The sequence below is a fragment of the Bradyrhizobium sp. Ken01 genome, from assembly GCF_055807355.1.
This window is the reverse complement of the sequence record NZ_JBVVPC010000026.1, coordinates 41943-68517: the sequence shown is the minus strand read 5'-3', so window position 1 is coordinate 68517 and position 26575 is coordinate 41943. Positions and strand designations below refer to the sequence as shown.

Genomic DNA, 26575 nt, shown 5'->3' with positions numbered 1-26575 from the left:
GTGGCGGCCCGGTTAGAAAGCTTCTATAAGCCCGGAACTACTTGATGCAGCAACTCAACCTGCCCCTGCAAGCGACTCAGCCTGCCTACGCTGACGGTGTTAAAATACCCTGCCGGGTATAACTAACAATTGGGATTTCCTACATGACCTCGCTCGACAGCTTCAAATGCAAAAAGACCCTCAAGGTCGGCGCCAAGACCTATGTCTATTACAGCCTGCCCACGGCCGAGAAGAATGGTCTGAAGGGAATTTCGAAACTCCCCTACTCGATGAAGGTTTTGCTCGAGAACCTGCTCCGCAACGAGGACGGCCGCTCGGTCAAGAAGGAAGACATCGTTGCGGTGTCGAAGTGGCTGCGCAAGAAGTCGCTGGAGCATGAGATCGCCTTCCGCCCGGCGCGCGTGCTGATGCAGGACTTCACCGGCGTTCCCGCCGTGGTCGACCTCGCCGCGATGCGCAACGCGATGCAGAAGCTCGGCGGCGATGCCGAGAAGATCAATCCGCTGGTGCCGGTCGACCTCGTCATCGACCACTCCGTGATCGTGAACTTCTTCGGTGACAACAAGGCCTTCGGCAAGAACGTCACGGAGGAATACAAGCAGAACCAGGAGCGCTACGAGTTCCTGAAATGGGGCCAGAAGGCGTTCTCGAACTTCTCCGTCGTGCCGCCCGGCACCGGCATCTGCCACCAGGTCAATCTCGAATATCTCTCCCAGACGGTCTGGACCAAGAAGGAGAAGATGACGGTCGGCAAGAAGACCGGCACCTTCGAGGTCGCCTATCCCGACTCGCTGGTCGGCACCGATTCCCACACCACCATGGTCAACGGTCTCGCCGTGCTCGGCTGGGGCGTCGGCGGCATCGAGGCGGAAGCCTGCATGCTCGGCCAGCCGCTGTCGATGCTGCTGCCCAACGTCGTCGGCTTCAAGCTGAAGGGCGCGATGAAGGAAGGCGTCACCGCGACCGACCTCGTGCTGACCGTGACGCAGATGCTGCGCAAGCTCGGCGTCGTCGGCAAGTTCGTCGAGTTCTTCGGCCCCGGCCTCGACCATCTCTCGGTCGCCGACAAGGCGACCATCGCCAACATGGCGCCCGAATATGGCGCGACCTGCGGCTTCTTCCCGGTCGATGCCGCTGCACTCGATTATCTCAAGACCTCCGGCCGCGCCTCGGCGCGCGTCGCGCTGGTGCAGGCCTATGCGAAGGCGCAAGGGCTGTTCCGCACCGCCAAGTCGGCCGATCCGGTGTTCACGGAGACGCTGACGCTCGACCTCGGTGACGTCGTGCCGTCGATGGCCGGTCCGAAGCGCCCCGAGGGCCGGATTGCGCTGCCGTCGGTGGCCGAGGGCTTCTCGCTCGCGCTCGCCAGCGAATACAAGAAGGCCGAGGAGCCGGCGAAGCGCTTTGCCGTCGACGGCAAGAAGTTCGACATCGGCCATGGCGACGTCGTGATCGCCGCGATCACCTCTTGCACCAACACCTCGAACCCGAGCGTGCTGATCGGCGCCGGTCTGCTGGCGCGCAACGCCGCCGCGAAGGGCCTCAAGGCAAAGCCGTGGGTGAAGACCTCGCTCGCCCCGGGCAGCCAGGTGGTGGCGGCCTATCTCGCCGATTCCGGTCTCCAGGCCGATCTCGACAAGGTCGGCTTCAACCTGGTCGGCTTCGGCTGCACCACCTGCATCGGCAATTCCGGTCCGCTGCCCGAGGAGATCTCGAAGTCGATCAACGACAACGGCATCGTCGCGGCTGCCGTGCTCTCCGGCAACCGCAACTTCGAAGGCCGCGTCTCGCCGGACGTGCAGGCGAACTATCTGGCCTCGCCGCCGCTCGTGGTCGCCCACGCGCTCGCGGGCACCGTCACCAAGAATCTCGCTGTTGAGCCCCTCGGTGAAGGCAAGGACGGCAAGCCGGTGTACCTCAAGGACATCTGGCCGACGACCAAGGAGATCAACGCCTTCATGAAGAAGTTCGTGACCGCGTCGATCTTCAAGAAAAAGTATGCCGACGTGTTCAAGGGCGACACCAACTGGCGCAAGATCAAGACCGTCGAGAGCGAGACCTATCGCTGGAACATGAGTTCGACCTATGTGCAGAACCCGCCCTATTTCGAAGGCATGAAGAAGGAGCCGGAGCCGGTCACCGACATCGTCGAGGCCCGCATCCTCGCCATGTTCGGCGACAAGATCACCACCGACCACATCTCGCCGGCCGGTTCGATCAAGCTCACCTCGCCCGCGGGCAAATATCTCAGCGAGCACCAGGTGCGTCCGGCCGACTTCAATCAGTACGGCACGCGCCGCGGCAACCACGAAGTCATGATGCGCGGCACCTTCGCCAACATCCGCATCAAGAACTTCATGCTGAAGGGCGCCGACGGCAATATTCCGGAAGGCGGTCTCACCAAGCACTGGCCCGACGGCGAGCAGATGTCGATCTACGACGCCGCGATGAAATATCAGCAGGAGCAGGTGCCATTGGTGGTGTTCGCCGGCGCCGAATACGGCAATGGCTCCTCGCGCGACTGGGCCGCCAAGGGCACGCGTCTGCTCGGCGTCCGCGCCGTGATCTGCCAGAGCTTCGAGCGCATCCACCGCTCCAACCTGGTCGGCATGGGCGTGCTGCCGCTGACCTTCGAGGACGGCACCTCCTGGTCGTCGCTCGGCCTGAAGGGCGACGAGAAGGTCACGCTGCGCGGCCTCGTCGGAGAGCTCAAGCCGCGCCAGAAGCTGACCGCGGAGATCGTCTCCGGCGACGGTTCGCTGCAGCGCGTTTCGCTGCTCTGCCGCATCGATACGCTGGACGAACTCGAATACTACCGCAACGGCGGCATCCTGCACTACGTGCTGCGCAAGCTCGCGGCGTAAGCGCGGACTTGTGAACGGTGGCTCACTGCGAAGTGAGTAGTAGGTTACACGAAGGCGGCCTATCACAAGGCCGCCTTCACGCGTTTGCGGCAGGCTTCAGATGGGCCCGCCCGGCGGAGAACCTCACGCTTTGGACGGTTACTTTGGCGGACGAAAGTGCGAGGCCGTAAGACTACGGTGACCATCCGGCGGTAAGATTTCCCTCTCACGAGCAATGGTGTGCGGCGTTCGACATGACAATAATGACGGCTTCTCATCTGGTTTCACGCTGGTCCGGCGCCCTCTGGTCGGGAGCCCTTGGTCTCTGTGCGATCGTCGCCGTCATTCGCCCTGCCGAAGCTGATCCCCGCGCCGTTGTCGAATTGTTTACCTCGCAGGGCTGCTCCTCCTGCCCGCCGGCCGACAAGATCATCGGCGACCTCTCCCGCGATCCCTCGATCATCGCGCTGAGCATGCCGATCGACTATTGGGACTATCTCGGCTGGAAGGACACATTGGCCGATTCGCGCTTCTCTGCACGGCAGCGTGCCTATTCACGCATGCGCGGCGACCGCGAAGTCTACACGCCGCAGGTCGTGGTGAACGGCTCCACGCATGTCGTCGGCAGCGACCGCACCGGCATCGAAAGCGCCATCGGCAAAACCGACAAGGGCACGGGCGTGATGAGCGTGCCGGTGACGATGTCGCTCGCGGGCAAGCAGATCAACGTCTCGGTGGCCGCGAGCAACGAGCCGACGGCGTCCCACGGCGAGGTCTGGATCTGCTCGATTGCGAAGTCGGTGCCGATCGCGATCAGCCGCGGCGAAAATCGCGGACAGCAGGTGATCTATCACAACGTGGTGCGCAACCTGCTGAAGGTCGGCGACTGGACCGGCCGCCCGGAAAGCTGGACGGTGCCGATCGAGAACCTCACGCGCGACGGCGTCGACGGTGCCGTGGTCTATGTCCAGGACGGCAGCCGGGAAAAGCCGGGGCCGATGCTGGGCGCGGCGTATACGTCGCTGCACTGACGCGCAGCGCACTCAAGATCATCTCAAGACAACTTGTCTCTCGTCATTCCGGGGCGCGCGAAGCGCGAACCCGGAATCCATCGATCCACCATCCGAGCTGAGAAATGGATTCCGGGCTCGCGCCAAGAGGAGCGCCCGGAATGACAGCGAGTGAGAAACATCCCGACACAAACAAAAAAGGACCAACTCGCGTTGGCCCTCCTTGTCGTGCGAACAGACCCGATCCTGACGGCCCCGGGGGGCTGGGGGCTGAGGAATCCGGAACCGAAAGGACCGGGTCAACGCACATAGGTCTTTTCGCAATGCAGGGCGGCAGTCGCTTGGCGGAAAAGCGGCGACACTATGATTCCTGCTAACGATCCCGTGACGGTTTGCCGCGACAGAGTTCCACCGCTGCGTGTATGCGGATTGCTCCGGATTCCAGAGCCCTTTCGAGGGCCTTGCGGTGGGGAACAGTTGGCGCGATCATGCAACTGTCATGATCCGCGGTTCCGGGGACGGTCTTCGCGGACGCGGTCATGCTGATGCGACAGGAGGCGGCCTATGAGTCTGTCGGAGGATGCCGATCCGAGCGAACAGCGCGCGGCGGCGCGCCCCGCCGCTTCGAATGCGCAACTGAGCCGGGTGACGTTCAACCGGCTCGAGCTGCATCGTATTCTCAATCTGTACGGCCGGATGGTCGCGGACGGCGAGTGGCGCGACTACGCCATCGACTTCCTCAGGGATCGCGCCGTGTTCTCGGTCTTTCGCCGCGCCTCGGAAGTGCCGATCTATCGTATCGAAAAGGATCCGCGCCTTGCGCGCAAGCAGGGCATGTACAGCGTGATCTCGGCGACGGGCTTGATCCTGCGCCGCGGCCACGAGCTGGAGCGCGTGCTCCTGGTGATCGATCGCAAATTGGCGGTGGTTTGAGGAAGCTTTACTTCTCCGGCACCGTAGTCGCGCCCTCACCAAGATCGCGCTGCATCATCACCGTGTCCAGCCAGCGGCCGAATTTCAGCCCGACGCTCGGATGCGTGCCGATCATCCTGAAGCCGCCCTTGGTGTGCACGCCGATCGAGCCGGCATTGGCGGAATCGCCGATCACCGCGATCATCTGGCGGAAGCCGCGCGCTTCGCATTCGACGATCAGCCGCTCCAGCAGGAGCGCGCCGATGCCGCGGCGGTGGAAGGACGGATCGAGATAGATCGAGTTCTCGACCGTGAAGCGGTAGGCCGGCCGTGGCCGGTAGGCACCGGCATAGGCGTAGCCGGCGACGCGCCCGTCGAGGATGGCGACGAAATAGGGATAGCCGCCGTCGATCAGCGTGCGGTAGCGGCGCGTCATCTCGGTAAGGTCAGGCGGCTCCAGCTCGAACGTCGCGGTGCCCTCGCGGACGGCTTGCTGGTAGATGGCGGTGATGGCGGGGAGGTCGGCCTCAAGGGTGGGCCTGATTTCGGGTGCGGACATGGGGCAAGATTAAAGCCTTCCCGGGACCGCTGGAAGAGGCGAAACGGCCTCTCCACGTGGTCATTGCGAGCGAAGCGAAGCAATCCAGGAATGCGTCCGTGGAGGGACTCTGGATTGCTTCGGCGCAAGAGCTCCTCGCAATGACGGTGGTTGAGGGAACATCACGCCCAAACAAAAACCCCGGCCTTTCGGCCGGGGCTGGTGTCGTTCGCTCTGGTCTGACGCTTAGTCGCGCTGGCCGAGCAGCTGCAGGAGCAGCGTGAACAGGTTGATGAAGTTCAGGTACAGCGACAGCGCGCCGGTGATGGCCGCACGCTCTGCGATGTCACCGCCGGCCGAGGCGTAGCCGTAGATGTAGTCGTTCTTCAGCCGCTGGGTATCCCACGCGGTGAGGCCCGCGAACACCAGCACGCCGACCACCGACACGACGAACTGCAGCACCGAGCTCGCCAGGAACAGGTTCACCAGGCTCGCGATGACGATGCCGATCAGGCCCATGAACAGGAACGAACCCATTCCGCTCATGTCACGCTTGGTGGTGTAGCCGTAGAGGCTGAGCGCGCCGAAGGTCGCCGCGGTGATGAAGAACACCCGCACGATCGAGGTGTGCGTGAACACCAGGAAGATCGAGGACAGCGAGACGCCCATCAGCGCCGCGAACACCCAGAACAGGATCTGGGCGGTCGAGGGAGCGAGACGGTTGATGCCCGCCGAGATCACGAACACCATGGCGAGCGGCGCGAGCATGAACAGCCACTTCAGGGGGCTGACGAACATCGCGTAGCCGAACGGCGTCAGGAACAGCTTGCCGACGCGGACGGCTTCCGGGGTCGGAACGTCCGTCACGGCGGCCATGTAGACGCCGAGCGCGGCAAGGCCGGTGATGGCCAGGCCGATGCTCATGTAGTTGTAGATGCGCAGCATGTAGGCGCGCAGGCCGGCATCGACCGTCGCGGCGTCAACACGCCCGGCGGCCCTGCCGAAAGGAGAAGCGTAATTGCGGTCTAGGTCCGACATGGTCGAATTCCCGTTGGTTGGTCCGGTCCGGCATGAGGGTCGCCATGCCGCCGGTTCGTCAAACTCTATCTCGGATACCGATGTCTGCCGACTAAATTTTGGCTAACAATCGGGGCTCCGAACCCACTCGATATGTGGGAAACTAACACATCCGCCGCAACCTTCCACGCGCGGCTGAATGTCGCCCTCGCCCGCAATCCTGGCGAGCAGACGTGGTTAATCGCCGGAATCGTGCGATTCCGCTCCCGCGCAGCCGCCCGCTACCATTTGTCACAAATTCCGCAACACCGTGGCGGGCTTTTTGTTCAATGCCAGCAGCGTGCCGGCGAGCCCGAGGCCGACCGTGACGACCAAGGCAGCCGCGACCACGCCGGCGGCGCTGCCGCCCTGCCAGACGAAAGTGAGGGTCATCAGCCGGGTCACGATCATCCAGGCCGCGACGCTGCCGGCTAGGACGCCGAACACCGCGGTGGCAAGCCCGATCAGAAGGTATTCGAGCGCATAGGCGCCGAGCAGCCGCAGCCGGGTCGCGCCCAGGGTCTTGAGGATCACCGCATCGTAGACCCTGTGACGATGGCCGGCGGCGAGCGCGCCGCCTAACACCAGGATCGCCGAGATCAGGGTCACCGCGCTGGCGCCGCGGATCGCCAGCGCAAGGTTGGTCACGACCGAGCCGACCGTCTCCATCACCTCGCGCACGCGCACGCTCGTCACCATCGGATAGGCGTCAGCGACCTCTCTGATGATCTTGCCGTCGCCGGCCGCATCGCCGCCGGTTTCCGTCAGCGTCGCGATGTGGGTGTGCGGGGCGCCCTTGAATGCGTTCGGCGAAAACACGAGGACGAAATTGATGCCGAGGCCCTGCCAGTCGATGGTGCGCAGATTGCTGATCTTCGCGGGGATGTCGCGGCCGAGGATATTGACCACGACCTCGTCGCCGAGCTTCAGGCCCAGGCCGTCCGCGATCTTCTTCTCCATCGAAACCAGCGGCGGGCCGGCATAATCGGCGCTCCACCACTCGCCCTCGACTACCTTGGAGCCTTTCGGCAGCTCGGCGGTATAGGTCAGGCCACGGTCGCTCTGCAGCACCCACTCGGAATCGGTGCTGGGCTTGAGTTCCTCGGCGCGGACGCCGCGGGCTCCGACGATGCGCCCGCGCAGCATCGGCACGTCATCGACCTTCGCGCCGGGGGCGATCTGGCGCAGATACGTGTCGAACTGCTCGGCCTGCGTGCTCGGAATGTCGATGAAGAAGAACGACGGTGCGTGCTCGGGCAGTGCCGCCAGGAACTGCCGGCGCAGATTGCCGTCGATCTGGGTGATGGTGACGAGCACGGCCAGTCCGAGCCCCAGCGACAGCACGACCGAGGGCGTCAGCGCGCCCGGCCGGTGGATGTTGGCGATCGCAAGTCGCAGCATCGGCCAGCGCGTGCGCGGCAGCCGCCGGGCGATCGTCATCAACAGCGCGGCAATGCCGCGCAGCAGCGCGAACACGACCACGGAGGAGGCCACGAACACCGCGGCGATGCGCTTGTCGAAGGACAGCCCGATCACGACCGCGATGAGCAGCGCGATCACGACAGCCATGAAGACGAGATAACTCCAGCGTGGCCGATGCCATTCGGAGCTGATGGTGTCGCGGAACAGGGCGGCCACCGGCACGTCGTGCACGCGGCCGAGCGGCCACAGGCCGAAGGCAAGCGCCGTGAGCAGCCCGTAGACGAACGACAGCGCGAGCTCGTCGGCATGCACCGCCGGCACCACCGGCAGCGGCAGCAGCTTGCCGAACAGGCCGACGATCGCGAACGGCATGGCGGCGCCGAGCGCGAGGCCGATCAGCGACCCGATCGCGGCGAGCAGGAGAACCTGGGCGAGATAGATGCCGAACACGTCGCGCCCCGTGGCGCCGACGGCCTTGAAGGCCGCGATCACCTCGAGCTTGTGGTCGATATGGGCCTTGACGGCATTGGCGACGCCGACGCCGCCGACCAGCAGCGCGGCGAGGCCGACCAGCGTCAGGAACTGCGTGAAGCGGTTGATGTTGCGCTCGAGCTGCGGCGAGGCATTGGAGCGGCTGCGGACCTCCCAGCCGGCCTGCGGCGCGGCGTTGCGCGCGTCCGCGATGAAGGCATCGGTGGCGCGCTCGCTATTGGCGATCTCCGGCAGCTTCACACGGTAGACCCAGCGCACCAGGCTGCCGGGCTGGACCAGCCCTGTGGCGCGAAGGCCCGCTTCGCTGATCAGGAAGCGCGGGCCGAAGCCGATGCCGCCGGCGAGCTTGTCGGGCTCGGCTTCAACGGCGCTGCGGATCTGGAACGTGGCAGACCCCACGGTGACGTGATCGCCGGTCTTGAGCGACAGCCGCGCCAGCAGCGTCGGATCGGCGGCCGCGCCGAACGCGCCGTCGCGCTCCGCGAGCAGGTCGGACATCGGCAGCGGTGGCGCCAGCGTCAACTGGCCCAACATCGGATAGGTGTCGTCGACCGCCTTCATCTCGACCAGCGCCAGCTTGCCCTCGGCCGAGCGCGCCATGCCGCGCAGAGTGGCGGCGCTCGAGACGGTGCCGCGCGAACGCAGGAAGGCGACTTCCTCCGGCTTTGCTTCACGCTGAAACAGGACGAACGACACGTCGCCGCCGAGCAGCGTACGGCCCTCGCGGGCGAGGCCGTCGCTCAGGCTGGCGGAGACCGAGCCGACGCCCGCGATGGCCATGACGCCGAGCGCGATGCAGGCAATGAAGACGTAGAAGCCGCGCAGGCCGCCGCGCAATTCGCGCAGCGCGTAGCGCAGCGACAGCGCGATGCCGTTGGGCTTCGCGAACGGTTCGGCAGCGATGCTCATGCCGGCGCCGACTGCGTGTCGATGCGGCCGGAGCGCAGGCGGATCACGCGATCGCAGCGATGCGCGAGCGAGGAATCGTGCGTGACCAGCACCAGCGTCATGCCGCGCTCGGCATGCTTGCTGAACAGGAGGTCGACGATCTGTTGTCCCGTGGCTTCGTCGAGATTGCCGGTCGGCTCGTCGGCCACGAGGATAGCGGGATCGGGTGCCAGCGCGCGGGCCAGCGCGACGCGCTGCTGCTCGCCGCCGGAGAGCTGCGTCGGATAATGATGCAGACGGTCGCCGAGCCCGACCGATTGCAGCTCCTGCGCCGCGCGCCTTGCGGCGTCGGGATTGCCCGCAAGCTCGAGCGGCACCGCGACGTTCTCCAGCGCGGTCATGGTCGGGATCAGATGGAAGGACTGGAAGACGATGCCGACCTGGCGGCCGCGGAAGCGGGCCAGCGCGTCCTCGTCGAGGGCATTGAAAGGCGTGCCGCTGACCACCACCTCTCCACTATCAGGACGTTCCAGCCCCGCCATCACCATCAGCAGCGTGGATTTGCCCGAGCCTGACGGGCCGATCAGGCCGATCGTCTCGCTCCGGCCCACGCGCAGGCTGATATCCTTGAGAATGTGAACGCGTGCCGCGCCCGTACCCAATGACAGATTGACGTTGGAGATGGCGATGGTGTCCGCCGAAACGTCGGCGAGCGAAGAGGAAGAGATGCGAGTGTCCATGGTCCGGTCATATGGCAACTCCGCACGCGCGGTCGAGAGGCGTTACGGATTGTTCATGCACATAGCCGTGTTGATGTTCGCTTTGATGACGGTCGCAAATCCGGCGTGGGCTCCCGCATGGGCCGAGGCGGCGAAACCGATCAAGCTGGTGGTTCTCGGCGATTCCTTGAGCGCCGGCCTCGGCCTCCAGGCCCCGGAAGCGTTCCCCACAAAACTTCAAAAATCTTTGCAAGACAAAGGCATAGCGGTCGACATGACCAATGCCGGGGTATCCGGCGACACCTCCTCGGGTGGCCGTGACCGGCTCGACTGGTCGGTCCCCGAGGGAACCGACGGTGTGATCATCGAGCTCGGCGCCAACGATGCGCTGCGCGGCATCGATCCCGGTTTGACCCGCGCCGCGCTCACCGAGATCGTCCAGCGCCTCAAGGCGCGCAAGATCGCGGTGATGCTGTGCGGCATGCTGGCGCCGCCGAATTACGGCGCGGATTATGCCGCGCGCTTCAATTCGATTTATCCGGATCTGGCGAAGAAATTCGGCGTGCCGCTCTATCCGTTTTTTCTCGACGGTGTCGCGGCCGATGCCAAACTCAACCAGGCCGACGGCATTCATCCGACCGCGCCCGGCGTCGATATCATCGTCAGGAATATCTTGCCCACGGTTGAGGCATTTCTTGGCACCATAGCTGAGCAACGGCGTTGAAAAGCAGGCAACGCCGACCGTAATTCCCAGGGTTTTACCGGGGTGAGGCGCGCGATGCTTCGCAGAGTCACACAACTGCGATAGGAATTGAGGTACCGGTGATTCGTCGCCGGCTCTAAAATTTGGATATGATCTTTCCCATGGGATCATGCCCAAGCATCGGGAGTGCGAAACGATGCCGCGTTTGTTCACGGGTCTGGAAATTCCGGCCGAGATTGGCCAGTCGCTTTCCAATTTGCGGGGCGGCCTTCCCGGCGCCCGCTGGATCGATCCCGAAAATTACCACGTCACACTGCGCTTCATCGGCAATATCGATGGCATGTCCGCCAACGAAATCGCCTCGATGCTGTTTCGCGTCGACCGCAAGCCGTTCGAGGTGAAGGTGCAGGGTTTGCAGAGTTTCGGCGGACGCAAGCCGCGCGCGGTGGTCGCCACCATCGTGCCGAGCAAGCCGCTGATGGAATTGCAGGCCGAGCTCGAGCGCCTGATGCAGCGGATCGGCCTCGACCCGGAAGGCCGCAAGTTCATCCCGCATGTCACGCTGGCCCGTCTGCACGACGCCACCGACCGTGACGTCGCCGACTATCTCTCGCTGCGCGGCTATTTTCCCAGCAAGGCGTTCACGGCCGAACGGTTCGTGCTGTTCTCGTCCCGCGCCTCCACCGGCGGCGGCCCGTATGTGGTCGAAGACGCGTACGAGCTGTGTGAGTGAGTCTTCGTTGCGTCGCGCTATCGCGGCGGGGCCACGCCGGGTCGGGCGACGTCGGTCTTCGCGAAGTCCGCGCCCTTGAACAGCAGGGGCTCACTGCGAGTCGTCGCTAGCGCGTAGGAAAAGCAGTCGCCATAGTTCAGCGACGCGGCGTGACGTCCCTTGCCGTAGCGACGCCAGGCGCGCCGTGCCGCATCGGCTTGTCGTGCATCGACCGGCACGATCTCGGCGCCGATCTTGACGAGCCAGAGATCGAACTCGCGCCCGCCCCCGTCACCTAGCCGTGTCTCGATCACCATCGTCGCTTCAAGCACCGTTGCCGCGGAGATCAGGCGGATCGGATCGTTCACGATCAGTCGCTCGATGTCCGCTGCATCGTCTTCGTTGAGCGCAATTGCAACGATCGCCGATGTGTCGATCACCATCAGCGCGGCAATCCATGCGCGTCGTATCCGAGAATTTCCTCAGGCGTGCGGTTATCCAAGACGCGCATTTCGCTCCAGCGCCGCCTGATCTCGGCCATGTCTTGAAGCAGCGCGTGTTTGTGAGCTTGACCGCCGAGCCGGCGTAATCGCTCTTCGATGGCGCGCTTGGTCGCCGTCGTGATGTTCTCGCCGGTCAATTGCGCCAGACTCCGCGCCAATTGCTCCGTTTCGGGGTCTTTGATGCTAAGGGCCATGCCGAGGTTCCTGGGTGCCTTAATAGGTATATTCTAGCCCGGCCGAGCGCAACAATAGATACTGGTGGCGACCTAGCGCCCATACTTCGCGCTTCGACGCATGCAGGCGACCCTGTCCGCGAAAGGCCGGGCGCATAAGCCTTTGCGCCAATACGGAGTTGCAATTTCCACTCATCTCTGGCGGTAAAGAGCATGCTCTCGACCCCCAGTTCCTCATTTCGCGAGGCCTATCAGGCCCAGATCGCGTCCGGCGCGATCGAGCCCGATGCCGCCCAGGCCGAAATTGCCGACGCCTATGCGGCGCTCGATCAGCGGCTCGCCGACTACAAGCCGGCGCGCAAGCAGGGCCTGCTCAGCCGCCTGTTCAGCAGCGACAAGGACGAGGCGCCGCACGGGCTCTACGTCCATGGCGAGGTCGGTCGCGGCAAGACCATGCTGATGGATCTGTTCTTCCAGCACTCGACCGTCGAGCACAAGCGGCGCGCGCATTTCCACGAATTCATGGCCGAGGTGCACGAGCGCATCTACGATTTTCGCCAGGGCATCGCGCGCGGCGAGATCGCCGACGGCGACGTCATCGCGCTGACCGCGCATGCGATCTTCGAGGAGAGCTGGCTGCTCTGTTTCGACGAATTCCACGTCACCGACATCGCGGACGCGATGATCCTCGGCCGCCTGTTCGCAAAGCTGCTGGAGCTCGGCACCGTGGTGGTCGCGACCTCCAACGTCGCGCCTGACGACCTCTACAAGGGTGGTCTGAACCGTTCGCTGTTCCTTCCCTTCATCAGGCAGATCACCGACCACATGGACGTGCTGCGGCTCGACGCGCGCACCGACTTCCGGCTGGAAAAGCTTCAGGGCGTGCCGATGTGGCTGACGCCGGCAGACACTGAGGCGGACGCCGCGCTCGACCGCGCCTGGTCGAAGATGTCAGGCGGCGCCAAATGCAAGTCGCGGGATATTTCGATCAAGGGCCGCATCCTGCACGTGCCGTGCTCGGCCCACGGCGTGGCGCGCTTCGCGTTCGCCGATCTCTGCGAGAAGCCGCTCGGGGCATCGGACTATCTCTGGCTGGCGCACGATTATCACACCATCCTGGTCGACCATATTCCAGTGATGGACATCTCCCAGCGCAACGCCGCCAAGCGCTTCATCACGCTGATCGACACGCTCTATGACAATGCCGTGAAGCTGATGGCCTCGGCCGATGCCAACCCGATCTCGCTCTATCTTGCCAACGAGGGCAACGAGGCCAACGAGTTCAAGCGCACCGCCTCGCGCCTGATCGAAATGAGCTCGGAATCCTATTTGGCGCTGCCCCACGGCCGCAAGGATTCCACCGCCAGCGGCTCGACCAAAGGTTTGGTTGAGACTTAAAGGGTCTGGTCGAGACTTAAGTCCTATTTGCCAGCGCTGTCATTCCGGGCTCGGCGCTTCCCAAGCCCCGGAATGACGGGGATCCGCTTGAATACGCGGCAAGCCCGACAATTGGGCAACCCGTGACTTGAACGGGGGAGGCGAAAGGGATAACCACCCGTCTCAGTTTTCCCCTCCTTACGTGTCTAAAGGACAGGCTCACATGGCGCGCGACAAAATTGCTTTGATTGGCTCCGGTCAGATCGGCGGAACGCTGGCTCATCTCATCGGCCTGAAAGAGCTGGGCGACGTGGTGATGTTCGACATCGCCGAGGGCGTGCCGCAGGGCAAGGCGCTCGACATCGCGCAGTCCTCGCCGGTCGACGGCTTTGACGCGCACTACACCGGCGCCAACTCCTACGAGGCGCTCGACAACGCAAAGGTCTGCATCGTCACCGCCGGCGTGCCGCGCAAACCCGGCATGAGCCGCGACGACCTCCTCTCCATCAACCTCAAGGTCATGGAACAGGTCGGCGCCGGCATCAAGAAGTACGCCCCCGACGCCTTCGTCATCTGCATCACCAACCCGCTCGACGCGATGGTCTGGGCGCTGCAGAAGGCTAGCGGCCTCCCGCACAAGAAGGTCGTCGGCATGGCCGGCGTGCTGGATTCGTCGCGCTTCCGCTACTTCCTGGCCGACGAATTCAACGTTTCGGTCGAAGACGTCACCGCCTTCGTGCTGGGCGGCCATGGCGACACCATGGTGCCGCTGGTAAAATACTCCACCGTCGCCGGCATCCCGCTGCCCGATCTCGTCAAGATGGGCTGGACCTCGCAGGCGCGCCTCGACGAGATCGTCGACCGCACCCGCAACGGCGGCGCCGAGATCGTCAACCTGCTCAAGACCGGCTCGGCCTTCTACGCGCCGGCGGCCTCCGCGATCGCGATGGCCGAGAGCTATCTGCGTGACAAGAAGCGCGTACTGGCCTCGGCCGCCTACCTGAACGGCGAATACGGCGTGAAGGACATGTATGTCGGCGTGCCCGTCGTGATCGGCTCCAAGGGTGTCGAGCGCGTCGTCGAGATCGAGCTCGTGGGCAAAGACCGCGAGGCCTTCGACAAGTCGGTCGGCGCGGTGCAGGGTCTGGTTGACGCCTGCAAGAAGATCGCACCGGATCTTCTGGGCCGTTAAGGTCGAACATTCCGCCGAAGACCGAAACCCGGTCTTCGGCGGTTTCATTTCCGGGGTCCGGCAAACCTTGTTTAAGGTTGGGGCGGGTTCTGGTCCGCAAGTCCAGAGATCGATGTCAGAGAATCCGGGTTGCAGTTCCTGTGGTATATGGTATGCCAGCCACAAGACTGAGGTGGGCCTACGAGGTCACCGCCCGCGGGTTCAGGGAGCGACCATATGAATATCCATGAATATCAGGCCAAAGCGCTGCTGAACGAGTTCGGCGTCGCGATCTCCAAGGGCGTTCCGGTCCTGAAGGCGGCCGATGCGGACGCGGCGGCAAAGGCCCTCCCGGGCCCGGTCTGGGTGGTGAAGAGCCAGATCCACGCCGGCGGCCGCGGCAAGGGCAAGTTCAAGGAAGCATCCGCCGGCGACAAGGGCGGCGTGCGCATCGCCAAGTCGGCCGTGGAGGTTTCCGAATTCGCCAAGCAGATGCTCGGCGCCACGCTCGTCACCATCCAGACCGGCCCCGCCGGCAAGCAGGTCAACCGCCTCTACATTGAGGACGGCTCCGACATCGACAAGGAATTCTACCTCTCGATCCTGGTCGACCGCGAGACCTCCCGCGTCTCCTTCGTGGTGTCGACCGAGGGCGGCGTCAACATCGAGGACGTCGCGCACAATACGCCTGAGAAGATCGTGACCTTCTCGATCGATCCCGCGACCGGCATCATGGGCCATCACGGCCGCACCGTTGCTAACGCGCTGAAACTCTCCGGCGATCTCGCCAAGCAGGCCGAGAAGCTCACCGCACAGCTTTACGCTGCGTTCGTCGCCAAGGACATGTCGATGCTGGAGATCAACCCGCTGGTCGTGACCAAGCAGGGTCAGCTCCGCGTGCTCGACGCCAAGGTGTCGTTCGACGACAACGCTCTGTTCCGTCACCCCGAGGTGCTCGCGCTGCGCGACGAGACCGAGGAGGACGCCAAGGAAATCGAGGCGTCGAAATACGACCTCAACTACGTCACCCTCGACGGCAATATCGGCTGCATGGTCAACGGCGCCGGCCTCGCGATGGCGACGATGGACATCATCAAGCTTTACGGCATGGCGCCGGCGAACTTCCTCGACGTCGGCGGCAGCGCCAGCAAGGAAAAGGTCGCGGCCGCCTTCAAGATCATCACTGCGGATCCCAACGTGAAGGGCATCCTGGTCAACATCTTCGGCGGCATCATGAAGTGCGACGTGATCGCCGAGGGCGTCACGGCCGCCGTGCGCGAGGTCGGCCTCAGCGTGCCGCTGGTGGTTCGCCTCGAAGGCACCAATGTCGAGGTGGGCAAGAAGATCATCCGTGAATCCGGCCTGAACGTGGTGCCGGCCGACAATCTCGACGACGCCGCGCAGAAGATCGTGAAGGCCGTCAAGGGAGGCTGAGGCCATGACCCAGGACCATCTCGCTGCATCATCCCCGCTGCCGGAGCACGCGCGCCTTGCCGCGTTCGCCGGTGAATGGAATGGCGAAGAGGTGGTCTTTCCGTCGCGATGGACGGAGGGCGGGACAGCGACCTCTCACGTCGTGGCCCACATGGATCTCAAGGGCTTCTATCTGATCCAGGACTCGGTCCAGACCCGCGACGGCAAGCAGAGCTTCGCCACCCACGGCATCTTCACCTTCGACCGCGAAGACCGGACCTATAAATTGTTCTGGTACGATTCGCTCGGCTACACGCCGCCCTCGCCCGCCTCCGGCGGGTGGGTCGGCAAGACCCTGACGCTGGTGCGCGGCTCGCTGCGAGGCAATGCGCGCCACGTCTATGAAATCATCGACGACGATTCCTATTCGTTGAAGATCCAGTTCTCGCCGGACGCGGAAGGCTGGGCCGACGTGCTCACCGGCGTCTACCGCCGCATCCACTGACCTCTCACTCGTTAGTTTCGCGAAAGCAGACCTCATGTCCATCCTGATCGACAAGAACACCAAGGTCATCTGCCAGGGCTTTACCGGCAAGAACGGCACCTTCCACTCGGAGGCCGCGATTGCCTATGGCACTAAGATGGTCGGCGGCACTTCGCCGGGCAAAGGCGGCGCGACGCATCTGGGCCTGCCGGTGTTCGACACCGTGCGCGAGGCGCGTGAGAAGACCGGCGCCGATGCATCGGTGATCTACGTGCCGCCGCCGGGCGCGGCCGATGCGATCTGCGAAGCCATCGATGCCGAGATCCCGCTGATCGTCTGCATCACGGAAGGTATCCCGGTCATCGACATGGTCAGGGTGAAGCGTTCGCTGGCCGGTTCCAAGTCGCGCCTGATCGGGCCGAACTGCCCGGGCGTCATGACCGCCGGCGAGTGCAAGATCGGCATCATGCCGGCCAACATCTTCAAGACCGGCAGCGTCGGCATCGTCTCGCGCTCGGGGACCCTGACCTACGAAGCCGTGTTCCAGACCACCCAGGAAGGCCTCGGCCAGACCACCGCGGTCGGCATCGGCGGCGATCCGGTCAAGGGAACCGAGTTCATTGACGTGCTGGAAATGCTGCTCGGCGACCCCAAGACCGAGTCGATCATCATGATCGGCGAGATCGGCGGTTCCGCCGAGGAGGACGCCGCCCAGTTCCTTAAGGACGAAGCCAAGCGCGGCCGCCAGAAGCCGATGGTCGGTTTCATCGCCGGTGTCACGGCCCCTCCCGGCCGCCGCATGGGCCACGCCGGCGCGATCATTTCGGGCGGAAAGGGTGACGCCGGTTCCAAGACCGACGCGATGAAATCGGCAGGAATTACAGTGTCCCCGTCTCCCGCTCGCCTTGGGCACACGCTTGCCGAAAAATTGAAAGCTTGATTCACCCCTTCGTAATTTTCCGGGCGAAGTTTCGCAGCAAATAGGGTAAATGGTGCCTGTCGCGCTGGTCCTCTGCCGGGGAGCCCAGCGCCAGCGCCGTTTGTTATGCGCGAACCGAAATCGCCAGGAACTCAAGCATGTCTCGCCAAGACGCGAACGCAGCCTTTGCCCTCTCTTCCTTTTTGCAGGGCACCAACGCCACCTACATCGACGAAATCTACGCCCGCTACGAGAAGGACCCGTCCTCAGTCGACACTGAGTGGCAGGAATTCTTCAAGAGCCTCAACGACCAGCCGGGCGACATCAGCAAGAACGCCCAGGGCCCGTCCTGGGAGCGCGCCAACTGGCCGCTGATCCCGCAGGACGATCTGACCTCCGCGCTCGACGGCAATTGGGCGGAAGTCGAGAAGACGGTCGGCGCCAAGATCGCCGCCAAGGCCCAGGCCAAGGGTGGCGACAAGGCCGGCGGCCTCTCCTCCGCCGACCTGCTCCAGGCCACCCGCGACTCGGTCCGGGCGCTGATGCTGATCCGCTCCTACCGCATGCGCGGCCACTTCCACGCCAAGCTCGATCCGCTCGGCATCGAAGCCCAGCGCAATCGCGAAGAGCTCGATCCGCGGACCTACGGCTTCAGCGAAGCCGATTTCGACCGCAAGATCTTCCTCGACCATGTGCTCGGTCTCGAATACGCCAACTTGCGCGAAATCACCGCGATCTGCGAGCGCACCTACTGCCAGACGCTCGGCGTCGAGTTCATGCACATCACCAACGCGGCGCAGAAGGCCTGGATCCAGGAGCGCATCGAGGGGCCGGACAAGGAAATCTCCTTCACCCGCGAAGGCCGCCGCGCCATCCTGATGAAGCTGGTCGAAGCCGAAGGCTTCGAGAAATTCTGCGACACCAAATTCACCGGCACCAAGCGCTTCGGCCTGGACGGTGCTGAATCGCTGATCCCCGCGCTCGAGCAGATCATCAAGCGTGGCGGCAATCTCGGCGTGAAAGAAGTCGTGCTGGGCATGCCGCATCGTGGCCGCCTCAACGTGCTGACCCAGGTGATGGGCAAGCCGCACCGCGCGCTGTTCCACGAGTTCAAGGGCGGTTCGGCCAATCCTGATGCGGTCGAAGGCTCGGGCGACGTCAAATATCATCTCGGCGCGTCCTCGGATCGCGAGTTCGACGGCAACCGCATCCATCTGTCGCTGACCGCCAACCCCTCGCATCTCGAGATCGTCGATCCCGTGGTGCTCGGAAAAGTCCGCGCCAAGCAGGATCAGCACGGCGATCCGCCGGATATGCGCATCTCGGTGATGCCGCTCCTGATGCACGGCGACGCAGCCTTTGCGGGCCAAGGCGTGGTCGCGGAATGTTTCGGCCTGTCGGACCTGAAGGGCTACCGCACCGGCGGGTCCGTGCACTTCATCGTCAACAACCAGATCGGCTTCACCACCTATCCACGTTATTCCCGTTCGTCGCCTTACCCGTCCGACGTGGCGAAGATGATCGACGCGCCGATCTTCCACGTCAACGGCGACGACCCGGAAGCCGTCGTGTTCGCGGCCAAGGTCGCGACCGAGTTCCGGCAGAAATTCCACAAGCCCGTCGTCATCGACATGTTCTGCTACCGCAGGCATGGCCATAACGAGGGCGACGAGCCGGCTTTCACCCAGCCGGTGATGTACAAGAAGATCGCGGCCCATCCGTCGACGCTCGAGCTCTACGCCCGCCGTCTCATCAGCGAAGGCGTGCTGACCGAGGGCGAGGTCGAGAAGGCCAAGGCCGACTGGCGCGCGCGGCTCGATGCCGAGCTCGAAGCCGGCTCCGGCTACAAGCCCAACAAGGCCGACTGGCTCGACGGCAAATGGGCCGGCTTCAAGATCGCGGATCAGGAAGAAGACGCGCGGCGTGGCGTCACCGGCGTCGACATCGCCGCACTGAAGGACATCGGTCGCAAGATCACCAAGGTGCCCGATGGCTTCCGCGTCCACCGCACCATCCAGCGCTTCCTCGAAAACCGCGCCAAAGCGATCGACGGCGGCACGGGCATCGACTGGGCGACCGGCGAGGCGCTGGCGTTCTGCACGCTGCTCAACGAGAACCACCATGTCCGCCTGTCCGGGCAGGATTCGGAGCGCGGCACTTTCTCGCAGCGCCACTCGGTCCTGATCGACCAGGAAGACGAGAGCCGCTACACGCCGTTCAACCATCTCGGTCACGAGCAGGGCCATTACGAGGTCATCAACTCGCTGCTGTCGGAAGAAGCCGTGCTCGGCTTCGAGTACGGCTACTCGCTCGCCGAGCCGAACACGTTGACCCTGTGGGAAGCGCAGTTCGGCGATTTCGCCAACGGCGCGCAGGTCGTGTTCGACCAGTTCATCTCCTCGGGTGAGCGCAAATGGCTGCGCATGTCCGGCCTCGTCTGCCTCCTGCCGCACGGCTATGAGGGCCAGGGACCGGAGCACTCCTCGGCGCGTCTGGAGCGTTATCTCCAGATGTGCGCAGAAGACAACATGCAGGTGGTGTATCCGACCACGCCGGCGAACTACTTCCACGTGCTGCGTAGGCAGCTCCATCGCGAGATCCGCAAGCCGCTGATCGTGATGACGCCGAAGTCGCTGCTGCGTCACAAGCGGGCGGTCTCGCGTCTCGAGGAGCTCGCGAAGGGGACCACCTTCCACCGCATCCTCTATGACGACGCCCAGATGCTGCCGGGCGAAGCGATCAAGCTCGTTCCCGACGAGAAGATCCGCCGCATCGTGCTCTGCTCGGGCAAGGTCTATTACGACCTCTACGAGGAGCGCGAGAAGCGCGGGATGGACGACATCTACCTGATGCGCATCGAGCAGCTCTATCCGGTGCCGCTCAAGGCGCTGGTGGCCGAGCTGTCGCGCTTCAAGAAGGCTGAAGTGGTGTGGTGCCAGGAAGAGCCCCGCAACATGGGGGCCTGGCACTTCATCGAGCCCTATCTGGAATGGGTGCTGAACCAGGTGAACGGTGTGAGCCGGCGTCCGCGTTATGTCGGCCGCGCCGCCTCCGCTGCGACCGCCACGGGTCTGATGTCCAAGCATCAGGCGCAGTTGAAGGCGTTCCTGGACGAAGCATTGAGCTGAGAAGTTTTTAGGACGCTGTCATCGCCCGCCTTGTGCGCAATTGCGCACTGGGGCGGGCGATCCAGTACGCCGTGACGGCCGTGATGACCACGAACGCCGCGGAGTACTGGATGCCCCGCCTTCGCGGGGCATGACACCTGTGAAATTCACGACCGCATTGGCGATCTCCTTAAGGAAAAGACCATGACTGAAATTCGTGTGCCGACCCTCGGCGAATCCGTCACCGAGGCCACCATCGGCCGCTGGTTCAAGAAGGCCGGCGATCCCGTCGCCGTCGACGAGCCCTTGGTGGAGCTCGAGACCGACAAGGTCACCATCGAAGTCCCGGCGCCTTCCGCCGGCACGCTGAGCGAGATCATCGCCGCAGATGGCACGACCGTTGCGGTCGGTGCGCTGCTCGGGCAGATCACCGAGGGCACGGCTGGCGTCGCAAAGACGCCCGCCAAGCCGGCTGCCGCGCCCGCGCCTGCTCCCGCCGCGGCGGCCCCAGCCGCCGCCCCCGCTGCCGCGAAAGCACCGCCGGCCGACTCTCCCCTCGCTCCCTCCGTGCGAAAGCTCTCGGCCGAGACCGGCATCGACGCCTCGACCGTTCCGGGCTCCGGCAAGGACGGTCGCGTCACCAAGGGCGACATGCTCGCCGCAATCGAGCGTGCGGCCTCGGCGCCGACCCCGGTCAACCAGCCGGCCGCCGCGGTTCAGGTCCGCGCACCCTCGCCGGCCGATGACGCCGCCCGCGAAGAGCGCGTCAAGATGACCCGGTTGCGCCAGACCATCGCGCGCCGGCTCAAGGACGTGCAGAACACCGCCGCGATGCTCACGACCTTCAACGAGGTCGACATGACCAACGTCATGGCGCTGCGTGCGCACTACAAGGATGCGTTCGAGAAGAAGCATGGCTCGAAGCTCGGCTTCATGGGCTTCTTCACCAAGGCCGTCGTGCAGGGGCTGAAGGACATCCCGGCCGTCAACGCCGAGATCGACGGCACCGATCTGATCTACAAGAACTACTATCACATCGGCGTCGCCGTCGGCACCGACAAGGGCCTCGTCGTGCCCGTGGTGCGCGACTGCGACAACAAGTCGATCGCCGACATCGAGAAGGGCATCGCCGATTTCGGCCGCCGCGCCCGTGACGGCCAGCTCAAGATCGACGAGATGCAGGGCGGCACCTTCACCATCACCAACGGCGGCATCTACGGCTCGCTGATGTCGACCCCGATCCTGAACGCGCCGCAGTCCGGCATTCTCGGCATGCACAAGATCCAGGAGCGGCCGATGGTCGTCGGCGGCAAGATCGAGGTCCGCCCGATGATGTATCTCGCGCTGTCCTACGATCATCGCGTCATCGACGGCAAGGAAGCCGTGACCTTCCTCGTTCGCGTCAAGGAGAGCCTGGAAGATCCGGCGCGCCTGGTGCTCGATCTCTGATCCCTGATGCTCTGCGAGCGCCGTCGCCTTTCGCGACGGCGCGTGTCGAACCATGGAGGCGCGCGTGACCGATAAAGTCGTTGTCATCACCGGCGGCAGCCGCGGCATTGGCCGCGCGACCGCGATTGCGGCGGCCGCGCGCGGCTTCCGTGTCGTGGTCGGCTATGCCAGCAACAAGACGGCCGCCGACGAGGTGCTCGCCGAGATCGCGGCCAGCAACGGCAAGGCCATCGCGGTGAAATGCGACGTCGCCGAGGAAAGCGACATCCTGGCGCTGTTCAAGGCCGCAGACGCATTCGGCACGCTCGGCGCGCTCGTCAACAATGGCGGTATCGTCGGGACCAGCGGCGTGCGCGTCGACGAGATGTCGGCCGAGCGCATCCAGCGCGTGATGGCGGTCAACGTCACCGGCTCCATCCTCTGCGCGCGCGAAGCCGTGAAGCGAATGTCGACCAGGCATGGCGGCCAGGGCGGCGTCATCGTCAATCTGTCATCGGTTGCCGCCAAGCTCGGCGCGCCGAACACCTATGTCGACTATGCCGCGTCCAAGGGCGCGATCGATTCCTTCACCGTCGGCCTCGGCCATGAGGTTGCCGGCGAAGGCATTCGCGTCGCGGGCATCCGCCCCGGCCTGATCGATACCGAAATCCACGCTGCCGGCGGCGAGCCCGACCGCGCCCATCGTCTGGCCCATATGGTGCCGATGAAGCGTGTCGGTACTGCCGATGAAGTCGCCAATGCCATCGTCTGGTTGATGTCGGACGATGCCTCCTACGTCACCTCAGCCATTCTCGATGTGTCCGGCGGACGCTGACGCGCCGCGCGGACGCTGACACATCCCTCAACGCTAAACTTACGGGACTTTCTCTCATGGCATACGATCTCGTCGTCATCGGCACCGGACCGGGCGGTTATGTCTGCGCGGTCCGTGCAGCGCAGCTCGGCATGAAAGTCGCCGTGGTCGAAAAGAACGCGACGCTCGGCGGCACCTGCCTCAATGTCGGCTGCATGCCGTCGAAGGCGCTGCTGCACGCCTCCGAAATGTTCGAGGAGGCCGGGCATTCCTTCGCCAAGATGGGCGTCAGCGTTTCCGCGCCGAAGCTCGATTTGCCTGCGATGATGAATTTCAAGCAGCAGGGCATCGACGGCAACGTCAAGGGTGTCGAGTTCCTGATGAAGAAGAACAAGATCGACGTGCTCAAGGGCGCCGGCAAGATTCTCGGCACCGGCAAAGTTGAAGTCTCCGCCGACGGCAAGTCGCAAATCATCGAAACCAAGAGCATCGTGATCGCCACCGGCTCGGACATCGCGCGTCTCAAGGGCATCGAGATCGACGAGACGCGCATCGTATCGTCGACCGGCGCGCTGTCGCTGGACAAGGTCCCCGGCAAGCTCTTGATCGTCGGCGCCGGCGTGATCGGCCTCGAGCTCGGCTCGGTCTGGCACCGTCTCGGCGCCGAAGTCGTCGTCGTCGAATTCCTCGACCGCATTCTGCCCGGCATGGACGGCGAGATCGCCAAGCAATTCCAGCGCATCCTGGAGAAGCAGGGCTTTGCGTTCAAGCTCGGTGCCAAGGTCACGGGCGTGGACGCCTCCGGCAAGACGCTGAAGGCGACGGTCGAGCCCGCCGCCGGCGGCGCTGCCGAGACGCTGGAAGCCGACGTCGTTCTCGTCTGTATCGGCCGTGTGCCGTATACGGAGGGGCTCGGCCTGAAGGAAGCCGGCGTTGCGCTCGACAATCGCGGCCGCGTGCAGATCGATCCGCACTTCGCCACCAGCGTGAAGGGCGTCTATGCGATCGGCGACGTCGTCGCGGGTCCGATGCTCGCGCACAAGGCCGAGGATGAAGGCGTCGCGGTTGCCGAGATCATCGCCGGGCAGGCCGGCCACGTGAACTACGATGTTATCCCCGGCGTCGTGTATACCACGCCGGAAGTATCCTCCGTCGGTAAAACCGAGGAGGAGCTGAAGCAGGCGGGCGTGGCTTATACCGTCGGGAAGTTTCCCTTTACCGCCAACGGCCGCTCCAAGGTCAACCAGACCACCGACGGCTTTGTGAAGATTCTCGCAGATGCGAAGACCGATCGCGTGCTCGGCGTGCACATAATCGGCCGCGAAGCCGGGGAAATGATCCACGAGGCGGCTGTTCTCATGGAGTTTGGCGGCAGCGCGGAGGATCTCGCGCGCACCTGCCACGCGCACCCGACCCGCTCGGAGGCCATCAAGGAGGCCGCGCTTGCAGTCGGCAAGCGGGCCATCCATATGTAGGTGGCGCCCAGCGCCGAATCGGGCGGGAAACACATGCTACGCCGCCTGCTTCAACCGGTCTGGGTCCTGCTCGCGATCATCTTCCTGATCGAAGCCTGGCTGTGGGACCATCTCGAACCGATCGTTGCGCGGGTTGTCGCAATTGTCCCGCTCGCGCGGTTCAAGCAATGGCTGTCGGACCGCGTCGATGCGCTGTCGCCGGCGATGACGCTGATCGTGTTCGCCGTGCCCATCATTCCGCTGTTTCCGCTCAAGCTGGTCGGCCTGTGGCTGCTCACGCACGAATACTGGACCAGCGCGGTCTTCACCATCGTGTTCGCAAAGCTGCTCGGGGTCGGCGTCACCGCCTTCGTGTTCGATGTGACGCGCGACAAGCTGATGGAGATGGCGTGGTTCGAGCGGCTCTATGATCTGGTGCTGAAGCTGCGTGCCAAGGCCGCCGAGCTGGTCGATCCGATCAAGCGGCGCATCCGCGAGCTGATCGCCGGCAACGGCGAAGGCTGGTCCTCCCGCACGCTCCGCCTGATCCAGCGCTTTCGCAAGAGCGTGCACGAAGCGCGTTGAAGGTTCGCCGCACACTCGCTGTCATCGCCCGGCTTGACCGGGCGATCCAGTATTCCAGAGAGGGCAATGGATACGGAGAAGCCGCGGCATACTGGATGCCCCGGTCAAGCCGGGGCATGACACTGCGTGTGTGGCGTCAAACCACGCGTTTCGTTTTCGCTAATGCAAATGCAGCAGATGCGGCAGCCACAGGCCGAGCCCGGTCATGACGAGCCCAGCGATCGTCAGCAGGCCGGCGACATAAGCGAGCGCGATCATGCCGGTGATGATGGTGGCCGACGCCAGCACGATGCCGATCTGGAAGGCCGCGGATGCCAGTTCGAAGTGATGATATTTCGCAGTCGCCTCGTCGCGCTCATGCTCGGCGTGCTTGGCCTTTTCGGCCAGCTGCTCGGTGCCTTCGCCGGTCTCTGGCTCGGAACGGTAGCGCTGCGCGGTCTTCTGCCAGTCCTCGATCTGCTTCTGCACGGCCACCTTGTTGGCCTCATCGCTCGCCGCGCCGAGGATGAGCTTGCCCTGGTCCGCCATGCTCTGCACCATGGTGCGGCGGATACTCTTGGCCTGGAAGAACGCCCAGAGGTTGGAGGCCTCGACGTTCTTGCTGATCGATTCGGTCTGCGCGCCCTTGCCGAGCGTCTCGGAGATCGCCAGGAACAGCGCCAGAACGGCAATCAGGAGCGCGATCTTCTTGTTCGAGCCGGACGCGTGTTCGGCGTGCTCGGCATGCTCCATGCTTTCATGTGCGCTCATAAGTCCCTCCTGGCTCGGTTCCCCACGATTGACCGAACCGCGGGCGCCGCGCAAGAGGCATGCGCGCCGAGAGGCTTGCTATGACAGCTTCATGTCAGCATCAGCGACGGGGATGCGCGCTGGCATAAACTTCCAGCAGCCGTTCGGCATCGATGCCGGTATAGATCTGCGTGGTCGAGAGCGAGGCATGGCCGAGCAATTCCTGGATCGCGCGCAAATCGCCGCCGCGTGACAACAGGTGCGTGGCGAAGGAATGCCGGAGCGCGTGCGGCGTGGCGCTATCGGGCAGGCCGAGCGCGCCGCGCAGCCGCTCCATCGCGAGCTGGATGATGCGCGGGCTCAAGGGCCCGCCGCGTGCGCCGACGAAGATCGGCCCCTCCGCCGGCAGCGGATACGGGCACATCGCGACGTACTCCTGCACGAGCGCGAGCACGTTCTGCAGCACCGGCACCATGCGGGTCTTGTTGCCTTTGCCGGTTACGATCAGCACGTCGCCTTCACCGGGACGCGGCACCTCGCGGCGCGTCAGCCCCAGCGCTTCGGAGATGCGCAGGCCCGAGCCGTAGAGGAGCGCCATCACCGCGGCATCGCGCGCCAGAATCCAGGTCTCGCGGTCCTCGCCGGCGCGCTCGTCGGCGTCCGCAAGACGCTTGGCCGACGCCATCGGCAACGGCTTTGGCAGGCTCTTTGCGACTTTCGGCGCGCGGATCGCCGAGAGCGCGCCAACCTTGCCCTTGCCTTCGCGCTCAAGGAAGCGGCCGAACGAGCGCAGCCCCGCGAGTGCGCGCATCAGCGAGCGACCGGCAATATCGTCGGCGCGGCGCATCGCCATGAAGGCCCTGATATCGGTGGCCTCCAGCGCGGCGAAACGCTTCAGCGTCACCCGCTCGCCCCAATGGCCGCAGAGGAAATTCAAGCACTGCCGCAAATCGCGGGCATAGGCTTCCAGCGTCTTCGGCGACAGCCGTCGCTCCGCGCCGAGATGCGACAGCCAGCGCGTCATCTCCTGCGCGATATCAGGATCGGCGCTGGCGAGCTCGATCTGTGGGGCGGCCGCTTTGCTCATGCGCTCTGGACGTGGTGATTCCACTCAGTATATCGC

23 protein-coding genes are annotated in these 26575 nt (G+C 64.4%); 15 read left to right on the top strand and 8 right to left on the bottom strand.

What is annotated here, in order from left to right; genetic code table 11:
* The first annotated feature begins 143 nt into the window (after nt 1–143).
* The 3 genes from acnA to AC0L3S_RS23550 all read left to right on the top strand — a co-directional run bounded on the left by acnA (nt 144) and on the right by AC0L3S_RS23550 (nt 4786).
* Nucleotides 144–2864 carry an aconitate hydratase AcnA gene (gene acnA, locus AC0L3S_RS23560; protein ID WP_473281582.1) on the top strand — a complete coding sequence of 907 codons (2721 nt, stop codon included), beginning with the start codon at nt 144–146 and terminating at the stop codon, nt 2862–2864.
* A gap of 233 nt (nt 2865–3097) precedes the next feature.
* On the top strand, nt 3098–3874 hold the full coding sequence (locus AC0L3S_RS23555) for a DUF1223 domain-containing protein (protein ID WP_473264758.1): 777 nt from the start codon (nt 3098–3100) through the stop codon (nt 3872–3874).
* Between the two features lie 543 nt (nt 3875–4417).
* Nucleotides 4418–4786, top strand: coding sequence for a DUF2794 domain-containing protein (locus AC0L3S_RS23550; RefSeq protein WP_007598853.1), 369 nt, complete (start codon nt 4418–4420; stop codon nt 4784–4786).
* Between the two features lie 7 nt (nt 4787–4793).
* On the opposite strand, the gene AC0L3S_RS23545 is transcribed toward AC0L3S_RS23550, so the two are convergent.
* The 4 genes from AC0L3S_RS23545 to AC0L3S_RS23530 form a co-directional block, all read right to left on the bottom strand.
* On the bottom strand, nt 4794–5324 hold the full coding sequence (locus AC0L3S_RS23545) for a GNAT family N-acetyltransferase (protein ID WP_247461358.1): 531 nt from the start codon (nt 5322–5324) through the stop codon (nt 4794–4796).
* 225 nt (nt 5325–5549) lie between these two features.
* Nucleotides 5550–6341: a Bax inhibitor-1/YccA family protein gene (locus AC0L3S_RS23540; RefSeq protein WP_007598855.1), complete on the bottom strand. Its 792-nt coding sequence runs from the start codon at nt 6339–6341 to the stop codon at nt 5550–5552.
* Nucleotides 6342–6611: 270 nt separating this feature from the next.
* Complete coding sequence (locus AC0L3S_RS23535; protein WP_473281580.1) at nt 6612–9182, bottom strand: ABC transporter permease; 2571 nt, start codon at nt 9180–9182, stop codon at nt 6612–6614.
* Complete coding sequence (locus AC0L3S_RS23530; RefSeq protein WP_473264761.1) at nt 9179–9901, bottom strand: ABC transporter ATP-binding protein; 723 nt, start codon at nt 9899–9901, stop codon at nt 9179–9181. Before AC0L3S_RS23530 ends, AC0L3S_RS23535 begins: the two co-directional genes overlap by 4 nt.
* A 55-nt stretch (nt 9902–9956) precedes the next feature.
* Between AC0L3S_RS23530 and AC0L3S_RS23525 the strand changes: the two genes are divergently transcribed.
* Nucleotides 9957–10604, top strand: a complete 648-nt coding sequence (locus AC0L3S_RS23525) for an arylesterase (RefSeq protein WP_473264804.1) — start codon at nt 9957–9959, stop codon at nt 10602–10604.
* 175 nt (nt 10605–10779) lie between these two features.
* A complete protein-coding gene (gene thpR, locus AC0L3S_RS23520; RefSeq protein ID WP_007598862.1) occupies nt 10780–11316 on the top strand; it encodes an RNA 2',3'-cyclic phosphodiesterase in 537 nt (178 codons plus the stop codon).
* 17 nt (nt 11317–11333) lie between these two features.
* Here thpR and AC0L3S_RS23515 read toward each other — a convergent pair whose 3' ends face one another.
* Nucleotides 11334–11738: a type II toxin-antitoxin system VapC family toxin gene (locus AC0L3S_RS23515; protein WP_473264763.1), complete on the bottom strand. Its 405-nt coding sequence runs from the start codon at nt 11736–11738 to the stop codon at nt 11334–11336.
* Entirely contained in the window at nt 11738–11992 is a 255-nt protein-coding gene (locus AC0L3S_RS23510; RefSeq protein WP_473281578.1) for a type II toxin-antitoxin system VapB family antitoxin, read from the bottom strand. Before AC0L3S_RS23510 ends, AC0L3S_RS23515 begins: the two co-directional genes overlap by 1 nt.
* A gap of 192 nt (nt 11993–12184) precedes the next feature.
* Here AC0L3S_RS23510 and zapE point away from each other — a divergent pair, with 192 nt between their 5' ends.
* From zapE to AC0L3S_RS23460, 10 genes are all read left to right on the top strand, one after another.
* Nucleotides 12185–13369, top strand: a complete 1185-nt coding sequence (gene zapE, locus AC0L3S_RS23505; RefSeq protein ID WP_473264764.1) for a cell division protein ZapE — start codon at nt 12185–12187, stop codon at nt 13367–13369.
* A gap of 202 nt (nt 13370–13571) precedes the next feature.
* Nucleotides 13572–14540, top strand: coding sequence for a malate dehydrogenase (gene mdh, locus AC0L3S_RS23500; protein WP_007598869.1), 969 nt, complete (start codon nt 13572–13574; stop codon nt 14538–14540).
* A 216-nt stretch (nt 14541–14756) separates the two neighbouring features.
* Nucleotides 14757–15953, top strand: a complete 1197-nt coding sequence (sucC, locus tag AC0L3S_RS23495; protein ID WP_473281576.1) for an ADP-forming succinate--CoA ligase subunit beta — start codon at nt 14757–14759, stop codon at nt 15951–15953.
* 4 nt (nt 15954–15957) lie between these two features.
* Nucleotides 15958–16437, top strand: coding sequence for a DUF1579 family protein (locus AC0L3S_RS23490; RefSeq protein ID WP_473281574.1), 480 nt, complete (start codon nt 15958–15960; stop codon nt 16435–16437).
* Nucleotides 16438–16471: 34 nt separating this feature from the next.
* Nucleotides 16472–17356 carry a succinate--CoA ligase subunit alpha gene (sucD, locus tag AC0L3S_RS23485; protein WP_007598874.1) on the top strand — a complete coding sequence of 295 codons (885 nt, stop codon included), beginning with the start codon at nt 16472–16474 and terminating at the stop codon, nt 17354–17356.
* 137 nt (nt 17357–17493) lie between these two features.
* A complete protein-coding gene (locus AC0L3S_RS23480; RefSeq protein WP_473281572.1) occupies nt 17494–20463 on the top strand; it encodes a 2-oxoglutarate dehydrogenase E1 component in 2970 nt (989 codons plus the stop codon).
* Between the two features lie 183 nt (nt 20464–20646).
* The gene (odhB, locus tag AC0L3S_RS23475) at nt 20647–21891 is read left to right on the top strand and encodes a 2-oxoglutarate dehydrogenase complex dihydrolipoyllysine-residue succinyltransferase (RefSeq protein WP_473264766.1); all 1245 of its coding nucleotides are present in this window, start codon (nt 20647–20649) and stop codon (nt 21889–21891) included.
* A gap of 52 nt (nt 21892–21943) precedes the next feature.
* Complete coding sequence (locus AC0L3S_RS23470; RefSeq protein ID WP_473281570.1) at nt 21944–22705, top strand: SDR family oxidoreductase; 762 nt, start codon at nt 21944–21946, stop codon at nt 22703–22705.
* 56 nt (nt 22706–22761) lie between these two features.
* On the top strand, nt 22762–24159 hold the full coding sequence (lpdA, locus tag AC0L3S_RS23465) for a dihydrolipoyl dehydrogenase (protein WP_473281568.1): 1398 nt from the start codon (nt 22762–22764) through the stop codon (nt 24157–24159).
* A gap of 33 nt (nt 24160–24192) precedes the next feature.
* Nucleotides 24193–24723, top strand: coding sequence for a hypothetical protein (locus AC0L3S_RS23460; RefSeq protein ID WP_247461343.1), 531 nt, complete (start codon nt 24193–24195; stop codon nt 24721–24723).
* 159 nt (nt 24724–24882) lie between these two features.
* Here AC0L3S_RS23460 and AC0L3S_RS23455 read toward each other — a convergent pair whose 3' ends face one another.
* Both AC0L3S_RS23455 and AC0L3S_RS23450 read right to left on the bottom strand, forming a co-directional pair.
* Nucleotides 24883–25473, bottom strand: coding sequence for a DUF4337 domain-containing protein (locus AC0L3S_RS23455; RefSeq protein WP_473264770.1), 591 nt, complete (start codon nt 25471–25473; stop codon nt 24883–24885).
* A 100-nt stretch (nt 25474–25573) separates the two neighbouring features.
* A complete protein-coding gene (locus tag AC0L3S_RS23450) occupies nt 25574–26539 on the bottom strand; it encodes a tyrosine recombinase XerC (protein WP_473264771.1) in 966 nt (321 codons plus the stop codon).
* Nucleotides 26540–26575 lie beyond the last annotated feature (36 nt).

Excerpts from the sequence above, each read along its gene's own strand:
- AC0L3S_RS23550 (WP_007598853.1), top strand. The coding sequence starts at position 4,418 with ATGAGTCTGTCGGAGGATGCCGATCCGAGCGAACAGCGCGCGGCGGCG.
- acnA (WP_473281582.1), top strand. The coding sequence starts at position 144 with ATGACCTCGCTCGACAGCTTCAAATGCAAAAAGACCCTCAAGGTCGGC.
- mdh (WP_007598869.1), top strand. The coding sequence starts at position 13,572 with ATGGCGCGCGACAAAATTGCTTTGATTGGCTCCGGTCAGATCGGCGGA.
- sucD (WP_007598874.1), top strand. The coding sequence starts at position 16,472 with ATGTCCATCCTGATCGACAAGAACACCAAGGTCATCTGCCAGGGCTTT.
- AC0L3S_RS23455 (WP_473264770.1), bottom strand. The coding sequence starts at position 25,473 with ATGAGCGCACATGAAAGCATGGAGCATGCCGAGCACGCCGAACACGCG.
- AC0L3S_RS23450 (WP_473264771.1), bottom strand. The coding sequence starts at position 26,539 with ATGAGCAAAGCGGCCGCCCCACAGATCGAGCTCGCCAGCGCCGATCCT.
- AC0L3S_RS23535 (WP_473281580.1), bottom strand. The coding sequence starts at position 9,182 with ATGAGCATCGCTGCCGAACCGTTCGCGAAGCCCAACGGCATCGCGCTG.
- AC0L3S_RS23470 (WP_473281570.1), top strand. The coding sequence starts at position 21,944 with ATGGAGGCGCGCGTGACCGATAAAGTCGTTGTCATCACCGGCGGCAGC.
- AC0L3S_RS23545 (WP_247461358.1), bottom strand. The coding sequence starts at position 5,324 with ATGTCCGCACCCGAAATCAGGCCCACCCTTGAGGCCGACCTCCCCGCC.
- AC0L3S_RS23540 (WP_007598855.1), bottom strand. The coding sequence starts at position 6,341 with ATGTCGGACCTAGACCGCAATTACGCTTCTCCTTTCGGCAGGGCCGCC.
- AC0L3S_RS23515 (WP_473264763.1), bottom strand. The coding sequence starts at position 11,738 with ATGGTGATCGACACATCGGCGATCGTTGCAATTGCGCTCAACGAAGAC.
- AC0L3S_RS23490 (WP_473281574.1), top strand. The coding sequence starts at position 15,958 with ATGACCCAGGACCATCTCGCTGCATCATCCCCGCTGCCGGAGCACGCG.
- AC0L3S_RS23480 (WP_473281572.1), top strand. The coding sequence starts at position 17,494 with ATGTCTCGCCAAGACGCGAACGCAGCCTTTGCCCTCTCTTCCTTTTTG.
- AC0L3S_RS23510 (WP_473281578.1), bottom strand. The coding sequence starts at position 11,992 with ATGGCCCTTAGCATCAAAGACCCCGAAACGGAGCAATTGGCGCGGAGT.
- lpdA (WP_473281568.1), top strand. The coding sequence starts at position 22,762 with ATGGCATACGATCTCGTCGTCATCGGCACCGGACCGGGCGGTTATGTC.
- odhB (WP_473264766.1), top strand. The coding sequence starts at position 20,647 with ATGACTGAAATTCGTGTGCCGACCCTCGGCGAATCCGTCACCGAGGCC.
- AC0L3S_RS23525 (WP_473264804.1), top strand. The coding sequence starts at position 9,957 with ATGCACATAGCCGTGTTGATGTTCGCTTTGATGACGGTCGCAAATCCG.
- zapE (WP_473264764.1), top strand. The coding sequence starts at position 12,185 with ATGCTCTCGACCCCCAGTTCCTCATTTCGCGAGGCCTATCAGGCCCAG.
- thpR (WP_007598862.1), top strand. The coding sequence starts at position 10,780 with ATGCCGCGTTTGTTCACGGGTCTGGAAATTCCGGCCGAGATTGGCCAG.
- sucC (WP_473281576.1), top strand. The coding sequence starts at position 14,757 with ATGAATATCCATGAATATCAGGCCAAAGCGCTGCTGAACGAGTTCGGC.
- AC0L3S_RS23530 (WP_473264761.1), bottom strand. The coding sequence starts at position 9,901 with ATGGACACTCGCATCTCTTCCTCTTCGCTCGCCGACGTTTCGGCGGAC.
- AC0L3S_RS23555 (WP_473264758.1), top strand. The coding sequence starts at position 3,098 with ATGACAATAATGACGGCTTCTCATCTGGTTTCACGCTGGTCCGGCGCC.
- AC0L3S_RS23460 (WP_247461343.1), top strand. The coding sequence starts at position 24,193 with ATGCTACGCCGCCTGCTTCAACCGGTCTGGGTCCTGCTCGCGATCATC.